At 62.9% G+C, this 16873-nt stretch carries 17 protein-coding genes, 1 tRNA gene and 1 riboswitch; of the genes, 9 read left to right on the top strand and 9 right to left on the bottom strand.

Annotation, left to right across the window (positions count from 1 at the left end; genetic code table 11):
• Positions 1-34: 34 nt before the first annotated feature.
• The 3 genes from HQR01_RS03675 to HQR01_RS03665 all read right to left on the bottom strand — a co-directional run bounded on the left by HQR01_RS03675 (position 35) and on the right by HQR01_RS03665 (position 3551).
• On the bottom strand, positions 35-694 hold the full coding sequence (locus HQR01_RS03675; protein ID WP_173212669.1) for an RlmE family RNA methyltransferase: 660 nt from the start codon (positions 692-694) through the stop codon (positions 35-37).
• Positions 694-1908: a Ppx/GppA phosphatase family protein gene (locus HQR01_RS03670; RefSeq protein ID WP_173212667.1), complete on the bottom strand. Its 1215-nt coding sequence runs from the start codon at positions 1906-1908 to the stop codon at positions 694-696. Before HQR01_RS03670 ends, HQR01_RS03675 begins: the two co-directional genes overlap by 1 nt.
• A 731-nt stretch (positions 1909-2639) precedes the next feature.
• Positions 2640-3551, bottom strand: coding sequence for a hypothetical protein (locus HQR01_RS03665; protein ID WP_173212664.1), 912 nt, complete (start codon positions 3549-3551; stop codon positions 2640-2642).
• Positions 3552-3882: 331 nt separating this feature from the next.
• Between HQR01_RS03665 and HQR01_RS03660 the strand changes: the two genes are divergently transcribed.
• Positions 3883-3956: transfer RNA gene (locus tag HQR01_RS03660), tRNA-Gln, on the top strand.
• A 76-nt stretch (positions 3957-4032) separates the two neighbouring features.
• Here HQR01_RS03660 and nfsB read toward each other — a convergent pair.
• The 3 genes from nfsB to HQR01_RS03645 form a co-directional block, all read right to left on the bottom strand.
• Positions 4033-4722, bottom strand: coding sequence for an oxygen-insensitive NAD(P)H nitroreductase (nfsB, locus tag HQR01_RS03655; RefSeq protein WP_173212662.1), 690 nt, complete (start codon positions 4720-4722; stop codon positions 4033-4035).
• A gap of 80 nt (positions 4723-4802) precedes the next feature.
• Positions 4803-5735, bottom strand: a complete 933-nt coding sequence (locus HQR01_RS03650) for a LysR family transcriptional regulator (protein WP_173212660.1) — start codon at positions 5733-5735, stop codon at positions 4803-4805.
• A 73-nt stretch (positions 5736-5808) separates the two neighbouring features.
• Positions 5809-7038 carry a cytochrome P450 gene (locus HQR01_RS03645; protein WP_173212659.1) on the bottom strand — a complete coding sequence of 410 codons (1230 nt, stop codon included), beginning with the start codon at positions 7036-7038 and terminating at the stop codon, positions 5809-5811.
• A gap of 105 nt (positions 7039-7143) precedes the next feature.
• On the opposite strand from HQR01_RS03645, the gene HQR01_RS03640 reads away from it, so the two are divergent.
• The gene (locus tag HQR01_RS03640; RefSeq protein ID WP_173212657.1) at positions 7144-8949 is read left to right on the top strand and encodes a flavin-containing monooxygenase; all 1806 of its coding nucleotides are present in this window, start codon (positions 7144-7146) and stop codon (positions 8947-8949) included.
• 4 nt (positions 8950-8953) lie between these two features.
• On the opposite strand, the gene HQR01_RS03635 is transcribed toward HQR01_RS03640, so the two are convergent.
• Positions 8954-9940 carry a glutathione S-transferase gene (locus HQR01_RS03635; protein WP_173212655.1) on the bottom strand — a complete coding sequence of 329 codons (987 nt, stop codon included), beginning with the start codon at positions 9938-9940 and terminating at the stop codon, positions 8954-8956.
• A gap of 61 nt (positions 9941-10001) precedes the next feature.
• Positions 10002-10817 carry an amidohydrolase family protein gene (locus tag HQR01_RS03630; protein ID WP_199800354.1) on the bottom strand — a complete coding sequence of 272 codons (816 nt, stop codon included), beginning with the start codon at positions 10815-10817 and terminating at the stop codon, positions 10002-10004.
• A gap of 69 nt (positions 10818-10886) precedes the next feature.
• On the opposite strand from HQR01_RS03630, the gene HQR01_RS03625 reads away from it, so the two are divergent.
• Positions 10887-11330, top strand: a complete 444-nt coding sequence (locus HQR01_RS03625; RefSeq protein ID WP_173212653.1) for a MarR family winged helix-turn-helix transcriptional regulator — start codon at positions 10887-10889, stop codon at positions 11328-11330.
• Positions 11331-11435: 105 nt separating this feature from the next.
• On the opposite strand, the gene HQR01_RS03620 is transcribed toward HQR01_RS03625, so the two are convergent.
• Positions 11436-12326, bottom strand: a complete 891-nt coding sequence (locus HQR01_RS03620; RefSeq protein WP_173212651.1) for a LysR family transcriptional regulator — start codon at positions 12324-12326, stop codon at positions 11436-11438.
• 107 nt (positions 12327-12433) lie between these two features.
• On the opposite strand from HQR01_RS03620, the gene HQR01_RS03615 reads away from it, so the two are divergent.
• The 6 genes from HQR01_RS03615 (at position 12434) to HQR01_RS03590 (ending at position 16866) form a co-directional block, all read left to right on the top strand.
• Positions 12434-13060, top strand: coding sequence for a pyridoxamine 5'-phosphate oxidase family protein (locus HQR01_RS03615; RefSeq protein WP_173212649.1), 627 nt, complete (start codon positions 12434-12436; stop codon positions 13058-13060).
• Positions 13061-13063: 3 nt separating this feature from the next.
• Positions 13064-13474, top strand: coding sequence for a VOC family protein (locus tag HQR01_RS03610; RefSeq protein WP_173212647.1), 411 nt, complete (start codon positions 13064-13066; stop codon positions 13472-13474).
• A 9-nt stretch (positions 13475-13483) separates the two neighbouring features.
• Positions 13484-13951 (top strand): nuclear transport factor 2 family protein, encoded by a 468-nt coding sequence (locus HQR01_RS03605; RefSeq protein ID WP_173212645.1) that lies wholly within the window; start codon positions 13484-13486, stop codon positions 13949-13951.
• A 75-nt stretch (positions 13952-14026) separates the two neighbouring features.
• A riboswitch (TPP riboswitch) is annotated at positions 14027-14136 on the top strand.
• Positions 14137-14173: 37 nt separating this feature from the next.
• Positions 14174-16009: a phosphomethylpyrimidine synthase ThiC gene (thiC, locus tag HQR01_RS03600; RefSeq protein WP_173212643.1), complete on the top strand. Its 1836-nt coding sequence runs from the start codon at positions 14174-14176 to the stop codon at positions 16007-16009.
• A complete protein-coding gene (locus HQR01_RS03595) occupies positions 15993-16484 on the top strand; it encodes a RidA family protein (protein WP_173212641.1) in 492 nt (163 codons plus the stop codon). Before thiC ends, HQR01_RS03595 begins: the two co-directional genes overlap by 17 nt.
• Positions 16471-16866 (top strand): hypothetical protein, encoded by a 396-nt coding sequence (locus HQR01_RS03590; RefSeq protein WP_173212639.1) that lies wholly within the window; start codon positions 16471-16473, stop codon positions 16864-16866. The genes HQR01_RS03595 and HQR01_RS03590 overlap by 14 nt, the downstream gene beginning before the upstream one ends.
• The last annotated feature ends 7 nt before the right edge of the window (positions 16867-16873 follow it).

The raw sequence follows: 16873 nt of genomic DNA, 5'->3' as shown, positions 1-16873 counted from the left end.
TCGGCGGGGCTTTTTCGTTTGGGGCGTATGCTTCCTAGCCCTTGAAGCCCTGCGCGATGACGTACCATTCGCTCGAGCCCTTGCGGCTGGCTGGCGGCTTGGCATGCTTTACCGTGCGAAAATGCTTCTTGAGCAGGGCGAGGAGATCGCTGTCGGTCCCCCCGGCGAGTACCTTGGCGAGGAAGGTCCCGCCCGGCGCAAGGTTCTCGATCGCGAACCAGGCCCCGGCCTCGACCAGCCCCATGGTGCGCAAATGGTCGGTCTGCTTGTGGCCGACGGTGTTGGCGGCCATGTCGCTCATCACCAGTTCGGCCTTGCCGCCAAGGGCCTCCTCCAGCACGCGCGGCGCATCGTCATCCATGAAGTCCATCTGGAAAATGGTGACGCCTTCGATCGGCTCGACCTCGAGCAGGTCGATCCCCACGATATGCGCCTTGGGCTTGAGTTTGCGAACCACCTGGCTCCACCCGCCCGGCGCGATGCCGAGATCGACAACGCGGGTAACACCCTTGAGCAGCTCGAACTTCTCGTCGAGCTCGATCAGCTTATATGCCGCGCGGCTGCGATAGCCTTCGGCCTTGGCCTGCTTGACATAGGGGTCGTTGAGCTGCCGCTGGAGCCAGCGCGTCGAACTCGCCGTGCGCTTCTTCGCGGTCTTGACCCGCGTCTCGCGATCCTTGCCCGAGCGGCTCATCAGACGTCCTGCTCGCGCATGCGCTGGAGCGCGGCGCGCCCGCGCTCTCCCTCGGCATCGGCGGCCATCAGGCTGCGCAGGATGCCTTCACGGATCCCGCGGTCGGCAACCCCCAGCTGTTCGGCGGGCCAGATGTCGAGGATTGATTCGAGGATGGCGCAGCCGGCGATGACCAGGTTCGCCCGGTCGTCGCCGATGCAGGGCAGTCGCCTCCGGTCGGGCGCGCTCATGCGCGAGAGCCGTTCCGAAATGTCGCGCATCGATTGCGACGGCACGATCAGCCCGTCCACCGCGCGTCGATCGTATTGCGGCAGCTCGAGATGCAGGCTGGCGAGCGTGGTCACCGTGCCGCTAGTGCCCAGCAGGCGGATCGGCTCGGGCGAGGTGGCGTGGTCGGCGATCCGCTTGGCGAAAGTGGCGAAGCTGCGCGACACGGTATCGCGCATCGCCATGTAGCGTGCGCGGCGGCTCTCTTCGGTGTCGTCCGATCCCTCGACCGTGTCGGTCAGTGAAACCACGCCCCAGGGCACGCTCAGCCAGTCGATGATCCGCGGCACCGCGCCGTCGCCGGGTTCGACCAGCACGAGTTCGGTCGAACCGCCGCCGATGTCGAAGATGATCGCCGGGCCCTGGCCGTCTTCGAGCAGCACGTGGCAGCCGAGCACCGCAAGCCGCGCTTCCTCCTGCGCGGAGATGATGTTGAGCATGATCCCGGTTTCGCGTTGCACCCGCTCGATGAACTTGTTGCCATTGGCCGCGCGGCGGCAGGCTTCGGTCGCCACCGAGCGTGCCAGCCGCACATTGCGGCGGCGCAGCTTCTCGGCGCAGACCTGCAGCGCAGCGACAGTGCGATCCATCGCTTCGTCGGACAGGCGCCCGCTGGCGGCTAGTCCCTCACCCAGGCGCACCACGCGGCTGAAGGCATCAATGACGGTGAAGTCCTCACCCGAGGGGCGGGCGATCAGCAGGCGGCAGTTATTGGTGCCGAGATCGAGCGCGGCATAGGCCTGTCGACGATGCTGGATTTCCGGACCGTTCGCGCCGGGCTGTGATGTGCCCGCGGGGATTAGCTCGCGCCGCGTCCCGCGTTGACCGCCCTGCTTTGCTTCGGGCCTGGAGGGGCGCTTGTAGCGGAAATCGGCTACCTTGCCGGACTTGCCGCCCCTTCGGTTCCCAGGCCCCTTCGTAACGTCCGGCGGAGATTGATCCGCCATTTCAGGAGCTTTCTCTATTCCTCCCGCGCCAACCACCGTCGCGGGGACTTGGTACCGATGCTAGCGGCGAAGCGAGGACTGGGCAAGGGGACAGGCGAATCGCCGCGCGCGCACGGGGTTGACCTTGCCCCTGCACGAAACTAGATGCGCGGCCTCTCCCGGACGTAAGCGCGATTCTGCGCCACGCGCGAGATACTGATGCCCCGTCGTCTAATGGTAAGACTTCGAGGAATTCTTTAAAAACAATTACTTAAGAACTTGAACTTGTGCTAGTTCGGTGCGCTTTGCAGGCTATCGTCGCACGGAGAGTTGGCCCAATGCATCAATCCAAGGCGCCTTTTCAGGCCTGTGTTGACAGCGCCGCCTACCCCAATTGAGCGTAAGTAATTGCAGCGAACGCAACCGAACCTACTGCAGCTATGAGCGTTGCGTAGCCCAGCACGACCTGATGGCAGCGCCGATTTCGTGCTCGCCTCTCTTGTTCAGCCAACAAGATTCCTCGCGAGTAACGGTGGGGCCTGCTGCCGGGGTGCCGAGCCAACTCTTCCAGCACGAACACGATGGCCTCGTCCGTCATGGGTCGAACGTCTTCTGCGCTGATCTTTTGGAGGCCCACGTTTCTGTCCAACGCTATGCCCGGGCGCTGGGACTTTTCGTCGATCAGTCTCCAGAACCAACCTCGATCCCCTCTTGTCATGAGCATCTCCACTACCGACAGATGAACTGTGCGCCTACCTGCTGTCCTTGACGTTATGAAGGTGGATTTCTTTGGGCACTATTTCTGCTCCGACTTTCTCGTAAATAACGGTCAGATCGCCGACGACAGCATCTCGCCCCCATAGGTCGTCCGCGGACACGTCCTCCATCAGTTTCATTCGAAGCCGTTGGTCCGAGATTGCGGGGACAACCCCCGCCCATCCGCGCCCGGTGTGGTCTTTGTCTTCTGCGCGTAGTTCGATCCTTGCGTTAGCGAAGTAGCGAGTCGGATTTTCGTCAGCCGCATCATCAACCAGAAACTCTGCGGGTATGTCTTGAACTGTATCTCTAGTAATCTGCCGCCCATTGATTTCCATCGGTGCGCTGTTTTGCTGCTTGCTGGGGGCGAAGAATCGCGATGTGGTATTAGCTAGTCGCTTCCAGACTGTGCGCTCACTGTAGCGGTTTTCCAGGATATCTCTTATTTGCTTCTCCGACTTCCCGACCTCGGGAGCCAGCTCCTTGATCAGGCCATCCAGTTGGGCCTTTGCTGCTCCATCGGCTCCTTTGCCAAACACGAGGTCTTTGAGGGCCCCGGCACCATAGAACACGACGATCAGAGCGAGCACTGTCACCACTGTATCGAAGCGATCGGGGATCACCATGCCGGTAGCATTGGCTATCAATTGCGGCACTTCTTCCTCCAGGTCCGGTTGGAATGCGAGAAAGAGTGCAACGACGAATAGTTCTCGAAGTGGGCTCTCCTGAGCAACCTCTCGAACCTTGATGTCAACCTTTTCAACCTTGATTCCGTCGACCAGGAGAGGAAGCAGTCGCCCCGCCTCCCTAATAGCTGCGTCGGCACCTTGAAGGCTGGCAATGATGTCCCGAATGGGGACTGGATCTTCGGTAAGATACCGGACCGCGAATTCTGTCTCGTGTCGCAATTATTAGCCCCCAATTGGAAATCAGGAGCTAATCCTTCTTTAGCTATAGAGTCAAAGGCAAGTCGCGAAAACACGCGTCGCGTTAGCACATATCGTGAACAGGTTCACCTGCTGTGCGTCGAGCCGTGTGCCAATTGAGTCCGTCAAGCAGCCAATTGGTCGGATAATGTGCGATCAACAGACTTTCGAGACTAACCCCTTCAAGCTTAATAATTGGGAGATTTCGGTGCGACGGGCCCGTGCGACGCATCGTCGCATGGAGCGTCGCATGGAGAATCCCGAGATTGGCCCTTGACCCGCAGAAAACCGCCATTTATTGGCGCGCCTCCCTTGCCCCGTCGTCTAATGGTAAGACTACGGACTCTGACTCCGTCAATTGAGGTTCGAATCCTCACGGGGCATCCACTCTCCTAACTCTATGGCAGACATACGAAAACCCCGCCGATTGCTCGACGGGGCCTTGCTTGGATTCGGGTAAGGATCAGACTTCGGTGAACACTTCGCTCTCGAATAAACGCGACTTGGGTAACCTCGCGTTGAAATCGTCTTCCGAACGATAGCCGAGCGAAACCGCGACGAGGCTGCGGAAGCCTTTCTCGCGCAGGCCGAACTCGATGTCGAGGACATCGGTGTCGACGCCCTCCATCGCGGTGGCGTCGATACCCATCGCGGCGACGCCGAGCATGAACTGGCCCATGTTGAGGTAGGTCTGGGCCTGGGTCCACGCCTCGAGGTCACCGGCATCCCTGTGCATGTTGACAAACATCGAGCGCCCCGCGTGCAATTGTGCGCTCAGTGTCGGGATGTCGCCGACGAACCGGCCGTCTGCGATTTCGCGATCGAGCAGGTGACGCAGGTAATCCTCATCTACCGTGTTCCGGCTGGCGAAGATCACGATGTGCGAAGCGTCGGTGATCTTTGGCTTGTTGAAGGCGAAGGCGTCCTCGGCTGCTTTGGCCACCAGAGCCTTGCCTTCCTCGGTGCCCACGATGACGAAGTGCCAAGGCTGGGAATTGGTGCTGGATGGGCTGAAGCGCAGCAGGTCCTTGATCCCCTGGATGTCCTCATCGGGGATACGGCGGGTGATATCATAGGCCTTTGCAGTATGGCGGGACTTAGCGGTGGCGACGATGGCATCGCCGACCCGCACGAGGGGGGATAGTTCGGTCATGGATGGGGCTCCGATCAAAAATGTCGGCGCCTCAACTAGTCTTCCTTCGATCGGATAAAAGCGGGAAGAAACTAGAAGAACTATTCGGATTCTGAATATAATTGAGGCGTGTTCGCCCAGGGCGGATTGTGTCCCAACTTCTCGACCAGGAAGTCGATCAGGACCCGAACCTTCGCGGTTAGCACATTGGAGCGAGGATAGACCAGCCACAGCGCACGCCGGTCCTCTATCCGCCATGCTGGCAGCACGCGGACGAGCGTTCCCCGTTCGAAGGAAGCATGGACGTTCCAGTAGGCGTTGATGGCAATGCCTAGCCCGGCCTCGACTGCGCGCCGCTGGTTTGCGCCATCGTCGATCACCACCCGGCAGTTCGCTTCGGTGTAGCGCAGGACCGCATATTCCCCACTGGCCGAAACGAGGCGTCGATCCTGCATGCACTGGAAGGCGATCAGGTCATGCCCCGTGAGATCGGCCGGAGTCTCGGGTATACCATTCTTCGCGAGGTAGTCGGGAGAGGCGCACAGCACGGCGTCGGTTTGCGCAAGTTTGCGCGCCTTGAGGCTGCTGTCTTCGAGTGCGGCACTGCGCAGCGCCAGGTCGAAGCTGCCTTCGAGCAGGTCGAAGGGGACGTCAGAGAGGCGCAGGTCCAGCTTGAGCCCCGGGTAGCGCGACAGGAATTCGGGCAGCAGCGGCATCAGGTAGAGTTGGGCGAAGGTACTCGACGCGGCGAAACGGATCGTACCGACCGGTTCCGCCTGTCCATGACCGAGCGCGGCCATGGCCGCATTGCGCTGGGCCAGGATCTCGCGTGCGAAAGGAAGGAACTCGGCCCCTTCGAGCGACAGGGAAACCTTGCGCGTCGAGCGATGGAGCAGCTCGGCCCCGACCTCACGTTCGAGCTTCGCCAAACGCGCGCTTGCTACCGCAGGGGCCAGCCCCAGCTCGCGACCCGCGCCGCTGATATTGAGCTTCTCGGCAGCACGCACGAACAGGCGCAGGCTATCTGTGTCCATGGGATTATATTCGACCGTCGAAAGCTGGCTGGTCGGATGTCTAGTTTGATCGGCTTATCGCTGCAATCGTAGCCTATTCCCGCACCTCGATCCGCACCGGCATTTCGGTGAAGCCGTGCAGGAATGGGCTGGCCAGGCGTACCGGTTCGCCCTGCGGGACGATGCGCCAGTTGCGGGCGACGATTTCCTCGATCACCGTGGCGATCTGGATTTCTGCCAGCCGCGCGCCGACGCAGCGGTGGATGCCGTGACCGAAGGCCAGGTGGCGGCGGGCATTGGCGCGCGCCACGTCGAAGCGATCGGCATCGGGAAAGACGCTCTCGTCGCGATTGGCCGAGATATACCACATGATCATCTTCTCGCCCTCGCGGATCGCCTGGCCGGCAAGCTCGGTGTCGCGTGTCGCGGTGCGGCGCATATGGGTGACCGGCGATTGCCAGCGGATGATTTCCTGCGCGGCATTGGGGATCAGCGAGGCATCGGCGTGGAGCAGGTCGAGTTGGTCGGGGAACCTGTCCAGCGCTTCGACCAGCCCGCTCATCGAATTGCGCGTGGTATCGTTGCCGCCGACGATCAGCAGCGCGATATTGGCGATGCGCTCCATCGCATTCATGTTCCCCATCGCTTCGGAATGGACCATGCGGCTCAGCAGGTCGTCGCTCGGCGGCTTGCCGCGGCGATCCTCCAGCTCGCGGTCGAAGCGTGCCAGCATCTGGCCCATCTGGGTGAGGAATTCGGTGAAATACTCTTCATTGAGATTGTCTGCTGAAACCCCGCTGGCCCAGTCGGACCAGCGCTTTACGTCGCGCCATTCATCATAGGGCATGTCGAACAGGATCAGCAGCATGCCGATGGTCATCGGGATCGAAACCTGTTCGACCCAGTCGAAGGTTTCGCCCTGCGGCAGCGCGTCGAGCAGCATGGCGCAGCGTTCGCGCACCTGCACTTCGCGCTGGCTCATCTGGCTGGGCGAGAAGGCGGGCGCGATCACCTTGCGCTGCGCGGTGTGGATCGGCGGATCCTGCGCGATGAAATTGGGAAAATCGTGATCGTTGACGTTGTCGGCGATTGTAATGTTGCCGCGTTCCCACGAGGACGACCAAGTCTCGTGGTCGAGCTCGATCTGCTGGATGAGGTCGTAGGTGACCGCCGACCAATAGGGACCGAAGGGGCTTTCGGCCCGATAGCTGAGTGGTGCGGTCCGGCGCAGCTCGGCAAAGGGCGCATGCCAGCGGTTCTCGGTGTAGAGCGCGTTGTCGCTCAGGTCGATCGGGGTGACCGGACGGTCGACTATCGTGGCCATGGCAGCTCTCCCTCTGCGCGCGACTCTTGTACTTGTCGTTGCCGCACTCTGGGGTCATGATGAACCAGTTGCAATAACGGACTGACTCGACCGGGGAGAGGGTGGATGGCCACAGCGGTATCGGAACTGGCTTTCGACAAGGAAGCGTTGAAGCGGAAATATGCCGAGGAGCGCGACAAGCGCCTGCGCAAGGACGGCTCTGCGCAATATATCCGGCTCGAAACCGAGTTCGCCGATCTCGCGACCGATCCCTACACCCCGTTTGTCGAGCGCGCGCCGCTGACCGACCACGTGACCTTCGCCTTTATCGGCGGCGGGTTCGCGGGCCTAGTCGTGGGTGCGCGGCTCAAGGCCGCCGGGGTCGACGATGTGCGCATCATCGAGAAGGGCGGCGATTTCGGCGGGACCTGGTACTGGAACCGCTATCCCGGTGCGCAATGCGACACGGCGAGCATGATCTACATGCCGCTGCTCGAGGAAACCGGGCACATGCCGAGCGAGAAATACGCGCATGCCCCCGAAATCCGCGATCACTGTTCGCGTATCGGCCATCACTTTGGTCTCTATGACAAGGCGCTGTTCCATACGGAGGTGACCGGCCTCGAATGGAACCAAGCGGACAAGCTTTGGACCGTGCGGACCAATCGCGGCGACGCCTTCACCGCCAAATATATCGGCATGGGCACCGGCCCGCTGCATGTCGCTAAACTGCCCGGCCTGCCGGGTATCGAGACATTCAAGGGCAAGAGCTTCCACACCAGCCGCTGGGACTATGCCTATACCGGCGGCAATCCCGAAGGCGCGCCGCTTGACAGGCTGGGCGACAAGCGCGTGGCGGTCATCGGTACCGGGGCGACCGCGGTGCAATGTGTGCCGCACCTCGCGCGCGGCGCAAAGGAACTGCTGGTATTCCAGCGCACCCCGTCATCGGTCGACGTGCGCGCCAATGCCCCGATCGATAATGAGTGGTTCGCCGAGGTCGCGGGCGAGGGCTGGCAGCGCAAGTGGCAGGACAATTTCGCCGCCAACCTCGGTGTCGGCTTCCCCAGCGAAGACCTCGTCAACGACGGCTGGACCGATCTGGCCAAGCGGATGCGCGCGAATTTGCGCGAAGTGCCGCCGTCCGAATGGACGCCCGAGAAGATGATGGCGGCCTTCGAGGATGCCGATTTCGCCAAGATGGAACAGATCCGCCGTCGCGCCGAAGAGGTGGTGGCCGATCCCGACACGGCGGAAAACCTCAAGGCCTGGTACCGCCAGCTGTGCAAGCGGCCGTGCTTCCACGACGAGTACCTGCAGGCCTTCAACGAACCCGGCACGCGGCTGGTCGACACCGGCGGGCAGGGGGTCGAACGGATCACCGAGAAGGGCGTAGTCGCGAACGGCGTCGAATATGAGGTCGACTGCATCGTCTACGCTTCGGGTTTCGAAGTCGGGACCGATTATGTCTCGCGTTCAGGGTTCGACGTGGTCGGCAAGGATGGACTGACGCTGTCTGAACATTGGGGCGATGGCATGCGCACGCTCCACGGCAACCAGATGCACGGCTTCCCCAACGCCTTCATGGTGCAGCCGGCGCAGGCGGCCAACTTCATCGCCAACGTGCCGCACAATATCGTCGACCATGCCGACACCATCGCCGCGGTCGTGGCGCATATGGAAGCGCAGGGCCTCGACACCGTGGAACCGACCGAAGAGGCCGAACAGGCCTGGCTCGAATTCCTCGGTACCGGCCCGGCGCGCGCACTGGGCAGCACCGAATGCACCCCCGGCTACTACAACAACGAAGGTGCCGGTTGGGGCGACCGCGAGCGCGTCTTCGTCGGCGATCCGCGCGGCGCGCTGGCCTATTGGGCGCACATGGCGGCGTGGCGCAGCTCGGGGAAGTTCGAAGGTCTCGAATTCGGGTGAGGCGCTAGGCGGGTTCGGCCAGCAGGCCGGTCCAGCCTTCCCCGACCCAGCCATCGACCCGCGCGCGGTCTTCCGGGCCGAGCGCGGCGTAGCGGCGGCGCAGTTCGCCGAGACATTTCGCCTGGTACTTGAAGGTGCCTTGCGAATAGTCGTGGCCGAGCGCGCGAATGGTAAAACTGTCTTCATCCGCTTCCAGCGCCGCGGCATTGGCGGTCAGGAACGGCGCGTAAATTTCGCCCGCCAGCCCGGCGAGCGCGATCGCGGCTACCGAAGGCTCTTCCGCCCAGGTCCCGGCGAGACCGGACAGGTCGTCGAGGTGGCTTAGCCAGCGATAGGTATAGGGATAATCCGCGCGCATCATCGCCTGCGGAGTGGGATCGGTGGCAAGCTGCGAGAGTTGCCCGAACAGGCCGAATTCGGCGAGGCTGGGGCGCGTGCCGAACAGGAAGAAACCGTCCACCACATGCGCCTCGAGGATGTCGAGCAGGGCGCGGGTCGAGGCTTCGATCAGGGGAAAGTTCTCGCGCGTGCAGCCGACCAGCGCCATCCGTCCGACCTGCCGCGCGCGGAACGCCTCGGCCGCAGCCTGCGAGGTTTCGAGGCCACCGCCATGCAGATTGTCGAAGGCGAGCCAGCGGCTCATCTGGATCTGGTCGACGTCCTCCAGCCAGCGATAGCCGAACATCGCCTTGGTCACCCATTCATCGGCGAAATCCTCGAGCAAATGGGCGAGGAAATTCATCGCCGGATCCGACGGGATTACGCTGCGGTCGGCGTGCGCGCGTTCGAGTTCGTGGATCAGCGGGGTGGAATCATTGGCGTGGCGCCCTTCGGGAAAGCGCAGCACGGGGATCACCGGCGCCTTGACCTTGCCCAAGGCTTCGCGCGTGGCGGGGCCACTGACCCATTCGTAGGCAATGCGGCGATAGCGCATGAGCGCGCGCATCTTCATCGAATAGGGCGAAGCGAGCGCCCCATAGAGTATGTACATGGGAGGCCCTTCAAGCATGCAACCTGTGTGAGACTTCCGGCAGTAGAACCCTTAGCGGCCCCTATTGCAAATTGAAAACGCGCTTCGCGTTTCCGGACAAGAATGCCTCGCGCAAGTCATCGTCCAGGTTAAGCTGATCGAGCTTTTCAAGGCAGCGCTGCGGCGACAACATCGGCCAATTGGTACCGAACATTACGCGACTCTTCCCGGGGCCTGTCATATAGTCGACGAAGGCATTCGGTAGGCGGTGGATCGCATAGGCCGATGTATCGACATGAAAATTCGGGAACTTGATCGTCATCGTCAGCAGTTCGTCGATCCATGGAAAGCCGACATGGCCGCCGACCACAACCAGCTCAGGGAAATCCAACATCACGCGTTCAAGATAGGGTAGGGGACGACCAGTCTCGGAAGTGAGCAGTGGGCCAGTGTGGCCGATTTGGGTGCAGAATGGCACGTTGGCATCGATGCAGGCGGCATAGATTGGGTAATAGCGTCGATCGTCGGGCGTCAGTCCCCACAGCCATGGCACTACCCGTACGCCGACGAAGCGTTTGCCATCGACCCACCTGCGTATCTCGCGAACAGCGTCCATCGGCCTACTCAGGTCCACTGAAGCCAAGCCGCGAAGCCGGTCTGGTGCGGCATCGATCTGTTCGGCAACCTCATCGTTGCTGATCAGGGACCCGGTGGGGCCATGCCAGGCCGAGATAATCGAGACGTCCACATTTGCTGCATCCATTGCCGCCAATGTGGATGAAACCGTTGGAAGCAGGTCATCGCTACGTTGCTCTGTCCATCGCAACAGCGGTGCCAGCCATGGTTGTTCTGCCATGCGTTTGGTCGTGATCTGCGCCCAGACATCAATTGCGCCCACGAATCAGTACTCCATTGATAATACTTTACTAGTGAAGTATATTAGGCCTTTGGGGTGAGGGCAAGGGATATGGCTGAGAGCAGCTCCGCGGCGGCGCACCGCATATACTTCAGGTTGCAACGGGCCGCGCAGGCGCTGAAGAAGCGTGCCGATGAGGCGCTGTCGACCGATGGGGAGCTCACGACTGCGCAGGCAGCCGTGCTCATGATCATCAGGCAGAATGGACCAGTGTCGCAGCGCGAGGTGGCCAGAATCCTCCAACACAATGAATCCGCGATGACCGCGATGGTGCAACGCCTCTTGGCTCTTGGTCATGTGGAGCGTCGGCGTTCACTTCATGATGTGCGACGATGGGAATTGTCCGTTACTTTAGCAGGTCAGGCTGCGCTGTTGCGAGCAACCTCCGCATTCAGTGAGGTAAATCACGCGCTTGAGAGCGCGCTCGTCCATGAAGAACTGGCGACCCTGGCGCGCCTTCTGGACTCCATTATTGAAATGGGCACAGGCAGATAGGGAACAGTGTTTTCCGGTTCGGCTGCCACGAAGGACCTTTATCCGCACTTCAGCGGAACTCCAAAAATCCGACAGGACGGATCGTCGTTGGGGTATCGGGAAGTTTCAACGACCCCAGCTGCAATGGTGCGAGCGTTCCTTCATTGCATCGACGAATGCACGGGTCGCCGGTGAGTTGCTGCGGCCGCTGGCGAATAGCAGGTTGATGGGCATGATTTCAGGCTCCGTGGGCTTGAGGACTTCGATCAGTCGCCCGGCCTGGATCGCATCTTCGACCTGGTAGTGCAGGAAATTGGCCAGGCCCACGCTGCCTTCCGCCGCGACGATCGCCGATGCGATGGTGTTCACCGTCAGGCTTTGCCGCGGCGCCGGTGCGAGACGCCCGTCGAATCGCCATTCCCCGGCGGATCGCGGTCCGGACGAGAAGATCAGGCGATGCTGCGCCAGGTCGGCGGGGCTGGTTGGAACGCCAAACCGGGCGAGGTAACCCGGACTGGCGACGACCACCGGCCGCACTGCGCCGATCCGGACCGCCAGTAGCGAGGAGTCCGCTAGCTGGCCGATGCGGACGGCGACGTCGATACCCTCGTCCACCAGCCGCACGTTGCGATCGAACAGCAGCAAGCGAACGTCGAGCAGTGGATAGCGGTCGATCAGCTCGGCCACGACCGGCGCGACATGTATCTGGCCGAACATGACTGGGGCAGTGATATGAAGCTGCCCGCTCGGTTCGACCTGCGTTCCGGCAAGCTGGCGCTCGGCATCGGTGATGTCGGCGAGGATGCGGCGGGCCTGTTCGAGGAAACCGGCACCCTCGGTCGTCAGCGAGACTGCGCGGGTCGACCGGTGGAACAGCATGACGCCCAGCCGCGCCTCCAGTTCCGCCACCGCCCGGGTCACGGCTTGCGGCGATGCGCGCTTGGCCCGGGCTGCCGCGGTGAAGCTGCCGCGGTCTGCCACGGCAACGAACAGTTCCATGGTTCGCAGTCGGTCCATCTATTATTCCATTTATCGGAATTATGTTGTCGTAAGAGAGCGTATTATCGCAATGCCGGCAAGGTTCTAAATGAACACCATCGAGCACGTGGTGGAGCGACCATTCCTTGGCCCAGAACTACATCCACACCCTGTTTACCGATGCGGCCCGCGCGCTGCAGGAGGCGGATGGTTCGCGTGCCACCTATGCACGGATGGAGGCGGGAGCCGACGGCACGCCCGACCAGATCACCGCGAGCGAGGCCGCTTTCATCGGTGCGCGCGAAAGCTTCTACATGGCCAGCGTCACCTCCGAAGGGTGGCCCTATATGCAGCATCGCGGCGGTCCGCAGGGCTTCCTGCGCGTTCTGCCCGACAACCGGCTGGGCTTTGCCGACTATCGCGGCAATCGCCAACACATCAGCACGGCGAACCTGCAGTCCGAGCCGCGCGTCTCGCTGTTCCTGATGGACTATCCCAACCGCCGCCGCCTCAAGATCCTCGGCAAGGCGCGGGTCGTGCCGCAGGCGGATGATCCTGCGCTGGTCGCCTCGCTGGCAGTGGCATCCTACAAGGCCGTGCCCGAACGGGCCTATCTGATCGACGTGATCGGGTTCGAGTGGAACTGCCCCCAGCACATCACCCCGCGCTTCACCGAAGCCCAGATCGCCGCGGCGATCGCGCCCCTCACCGAAGAAAACGCCCAACTGCGCGCCGAGATCGAGATCCTGCGCGCTTCTGCCAAAGGAAACTGAGCGATGAGCGAAGCCCTCACTACCGGTGCCCATCACGTTGGCCTGGCCGTGCCCGACCTCGCGGCGGCGGTGGACTTCTTCTGCAGCGCGCTCGGTTACAAGGAGGTTGGCGGCGTTCAGGACTATCCTTCGGTCTTCGTCAGCGACGGCAGCACGCTGTTGACGCTGTGGCAGGTCGAGGATCCGGCCAGCGCGGTCGCCTTCGATCGTCGCAAGAATGTCGGCCTGCACCATCTCGCGCTGGGCGTGGCGGACCACGATGCGCTCGACCGGGTCCACGAGCGGATCGCGGCGCATCCCGGGACGGTGATCGAGTTCGCGCCCGGGCCGATGCGCCCGGGATCGGCGACCAGCCATCTCATCTGCCTGATGCCGGGGGGGATCCGGCTGGAATTCGCCACCCCCTTTGCCTGAGGCCCGACCATGACCCAACGCCCACCCCTGCCGCCCTTCACCGAAGCCTCTGCCGCCGAGAAGGTGCAGGCCGCCGAAGACGGCTGGAACAGCCGCGATCCGGCGCGGGTCGCGCTCGCCTACACGCCCGATAGCCGGTGGCGGAACCGCGACCGCTTCCTGCAGGGGCGCAGCGCGATCGAGGATTTCCTGACCGACAAGTGGAACCGCGAGCACGAATACCGGCTGATCAAGGAACTCTGGGCCCATAGCGGCAACCGCATCGCGGCGCGCTTCGCCTATGAATGGCACGACGATAACGGCCAGTGGTATCGCAGCTACGGCAACGAGAACTGGGAGTTCGACACCGACGGGCTGATGGCGCGGCGTATCGCCAGCATCAACGACATGGCGATCGATCCCGACCAGCGCCTGTTCCACTGGCCGCTGGGCAAGCGCCCGGCCGACCACGCCGGCCTGACCGAATTGAACCTCTAACCGAGCCCCCCGTCCCCCGCGTCCGCACCTCCCCCATCCCCGGTGCTGGACGCGGGGGACAAACCCACCTAAAACGCGCCATCCCCGGGGAGCCAGTCTGTGGCTGAGAGGGGCAGGTCACGCTGCCCGACCCGTCGAACCTGAACCGACTAGCATCGGCGGAGGGAGTGGAGCGGCACATGCGACAGGTCCGCTCTCCTTCCGCTCAAGGAGAGAGAACGCATGGCCGACATCAACAGCACCTTCGACATCGGCGTCACCACCGGGCCGATCCGCGGCAGCCGCAAGATCCACGTCGGCCCGCTCGGCGTTGCCATGCGCGAGATCGACCTGACGGGCGAGCCCAGCGTGCGGGTCTATGACACCAGCGGCCCCTACACCGACCCGGACGCGCAGATCGATATCCGCAAGGGCCTGCCCCAGCTGCGCCGCGAATGGCAGCTCGCCCGCGGCGATGTCGAGGAATATGCCGCACGCGGGGTCAAGCCCGAAGACAACGGCCAACTCGGTCCCGACCGGTCGGGCGGCGTTCCCGCCTTCCCCAATGTGAAGCGGACCGTGCTGCGCGCCAAGCCGGGCATGAACCTCAGCCAGATGCACTATGCCCGGCGCGGCATCATCACGCCCGAGATGGAATATGTCGCCGAGCGCGAGAACCTCGGCCGCGAGCAGATCCGCCGCGAGCTCGACGGCAATAGCTGGGGCGCCAGCATCCCCGAATATGTCACCCCCGAATTCGTGCGTGAGGAGGTGGCGCGGGGCCGCGCGATCATCCCCTCCAACGTCAACCACCCCGAAGCCGAACCGATGGCGATCGGGCGCAACTTCCTGGTCAAGATCAACGCCAATATCGGCAATTCCGCGGTGGCATCGGACGTCGCCAACGAGGTCGACAAGATGGTCTGGTCGATCCGCTGGGGCGCGGACACCGTCATGGACCTATCGACCGGCCGCAATATCCATGACACCCGCGAATGGATCATCCGCAACAGCCCCGTCCCGATCGGCACCGTGCCGATCTACCAGGCACTGGAAAAGGTCGGCGGCGTTGCCGAGGACCTGACCTGGGAAATCTTCCGCGACACGCTGATCGAACAGGCCGAACAGGGCGTCGACTATTTCACCATCCACGCCGGCGTGCGCCTGCCCTATGTCCCGATGACCGCCAAGCGCGTCACCGGCATCGTGAGCCGCGGCGGCAGCATCATGGCGAAATGGTGCCTCGCGCATCACAAGGAATCGTTCCTCTACGAACGCTTCGACGAGATCACCGAGATCATGAAGGCCTATGACATCGCCTATTCGCTGGGCGACGGCTTGCGCCCCGGCAGCATCGCCGACGCCAATGACGAGGCGCAGTTCGCCGAACTCTACACGCTGGGCGAGTTGACCAAGCGCGCCTGGGCGCAGGACGTGCAGGTGATGATCGAAGGCCCCGGCCACGTGCCGATGCACAAGATCAAGGAAAACATGGACAAGCAGCTCGAGGCTTGCGGCGAGGCGCCCTTCTACACGCTCGGCCCGCTCGTCACCGATATCGCGCCGGGTTACGACCACATCACCAGCGGTATCGGAGCGGCGATGATCGGGTGGTTCGGCACCGCCATGCTTTGCTACGTCACGCCCAAGGAACACCTCGGCCTGCCCGACCGCGACGACGTGAAGGTGGGCGTGGTGACCTACAAGCTCGCCGCCCACGCGGCCGATCTGGCCAAGGGCCACCCGGCGGCCAAGGTGCGCGACGACGCGCTGAGCAAGGCGCGCTTCGAATTCCGCTGGCGCGACCAGTTCAACCTCAGCCTCGATCCCGACACGGCCGAGCAGTACCACGACCAGACGCTCCCCGCCGAAGGCGCCAAGACCGCGCATTTCTGCAGCATGTGCGGGCCCAAGTTCTGCTCGATGAAGATCACCCAGGAAGTGCGCGATTTCGCCGCAAAACAGAACTCCGACAGTTACTTGGCGGCAACGGCACCGGTTGACGGGGCGGAAGAAGGCATGGAGAAGATGAGCGAGAAATACCGCGAAGGAGGGGATCTCTATGTATCGCAAGACTAGCCTGGCACTTGTCGCAACCCTGATGGCCGCCTCGCCCGCGCTGGCCCATGAGGCTGTGGGGACCGAAACGCCATCCAAGCAGACGGTGATGCCCGACGACCCGCAGGCGCGCGCGTTCCAGGAACAGTTCGGATATTCCGATGCGGTGATCCACGGCGACACCGTCTACCTCTCGGGGGTGGTCGCGGGGAACCCGCCGGAAGGGATGGACCCGGTCGATTACTACGACCGGGTATTCGCCCGGATCGGCCAGATATTGGAGCGCGCCGGGTCGAGCTGGGCCGATGTGCTGGATATCACGACTTTCCACGTCGATATCGACGCCTCGCTTCCCGCGCTGGGCGAAGCCAAGCATCGTTATGTCAAAGCGCCATTCCCGGCCTGGACCGCGATCGGGGTCAGGCGGCTTTTCGAGCCGACAGCGAAGGTCGAGATCAAGGTGGTCGCGCGGTTGACGCCGAATGGCGGGAACTAAGCGCGCGAGCCCGACTGGACCAGATGCGGCAGGGGGCCTGCGTGGCCGCCTGCCGTTCCTGCTGGCCGGGCTGGTGGTGGGGGCCATGGCGTTGGTGCTCACCGTCAGTGGCGGGCAGGTAAGCGACACTACCTTCGTCTTCGGGGCCAACTCGTTCGCCCTGACCTTCGCCGTCATCGCTCTCGCGCTGTTCGCTGCGATGCGCCTGCCCCGCGTACACGCCCGCGTTGTCGGAGGGGCATCCGCCACGATCATTGGCGCGACAGGACTGCTGGTTGTGTATCACGGGCAGGTCACGTCTGGATTGCCCTTCGCCACGGTTCTATGGCTGCCGCTGGTTGCGGTGGCCCTGTTGTGCGCCGTGGCGGCGTGGCGGGCCTAACCTCGAG

The sequence above is a fragment of the Erythrobacter mangrovi genome, assembly GCF_013260645.1.
GTDB lineage: Bacteria > Pseudomonadota > Alphaproteobacteria > Sphingomonadales > Sphingomonadaceae > Qipengyuania > Qipengyuania mangrovi.
Note: the sequence above shows the minus strand (reverse complement) of the source record. Positions and strands in the feature narration are given on the sequence as shown.

What these genes read in the sequence shown, in the direction of transcription:
- HQR01_RS03675 (WP_173212669.1), bottom strand. Translation starts at nt 694, where the DNA reads ATGAGCCGCTCGGGCAAGGATCGCGAGACGCGGGTCAAGACCGCGAAG.
- HQR01_RS03670 (WP_173212667.1), bottom strand. Translation starts at nt 1,908, where the DNA reads ATGGCGGATCAATCTCCGCCGGACGTTACGAAGGGGCCTGGGAACCGA.
- nfsB (WP_173212662.1), bottom strand. Translation starts at nt 4,722, where the DNA reads ATGACCGAACTATCCCCCCTCGTGCGGGTCGGCGATGCCATCGTCGCC.
- HQR01_RS03650 (WP_173212660.1), bottom strand. Translation starts at nt 5,735, where the DNA reads ATGGACACAGATAGCCTGCGCCTGTTCGTGCGTGCTGCCGAGAAGCTC.
- HQR01_RS03645 (WP_173212659.1), bottom strand. Translation starts at nt 7,038, where the DNA reads ATGGCCACGATAGTCGACCGTCCGGTCACCCCGATCGACCTGAGCGAC.
- HQR01_RS03640 (WP_173212657.1), top strand. Translation starts at nt 7,144, where the DNA reads ATGGCCACAGCGGTATCGGAACTGGCTTTCGACAAGGAAGCGTTGAAG.
- HQR01_RS03635 (WP_173212655.1), bottom strand. Translation starts at nt 9,940, where the DNA reads ATGTACATACTCTATGGGGCGCTCGCTTCGCCCTATTCGATGAAGATG.
- HQR01_RS03625 (WP_173212653.1), top strand. Translation starts at nt 10,887, where the DNA reads ATGGCTGAGAGCAGCTCCGCGGCGGCGCACCGCATATACTTCAGGTTG.
- HQR01_RS03620 (WP_173212651.1), bottom strand. Translation starts at nt 12,326, where the DNA reads ATGGACCGACTGCGAACCATGGAACTGTTCGTTGCCGTGGCAGACCGC.
- HQR01_RS03610 (WP_173212647.1), top strand. Translation starts at nt 13,064, where the DNA reads ATGAGCGAAGCCCTCACTACCGGTGCCCATCACGTTGGCCTGGCCGTG.
- HQR01_RS03605 (WP_173212645.1), top strand. Translation starts at nt 13,484, where the DNA reads ATGACCCAACGCCCACCCCTGCCGCCCTTCACCGAAGCCTCTGCCGCC.
- thiC (WP_173212643.1), top strand. Translation starts at nt 14,174, where the DNA reads ATGGCCGACATCAACAGCACCTTCGACATCGGCGTCACCACCGGGCCG.
- HQR01_RS03595 (WP_173212641.1), top strand. Translation starts at nt 15,993, where the DNA reads ATGTATCGCAAGACTAGCCTGGCACTTGTCGCAACCCTGATGGCCGCC.
- HQR01_RS03590 (WP_173212639.1), top strand. Translation starts at nt 16,471, where the DNA reads ATGGCGGGAACTAAGCGCGCGAGCCCGACTGGACCAGATGCGGCAGGG.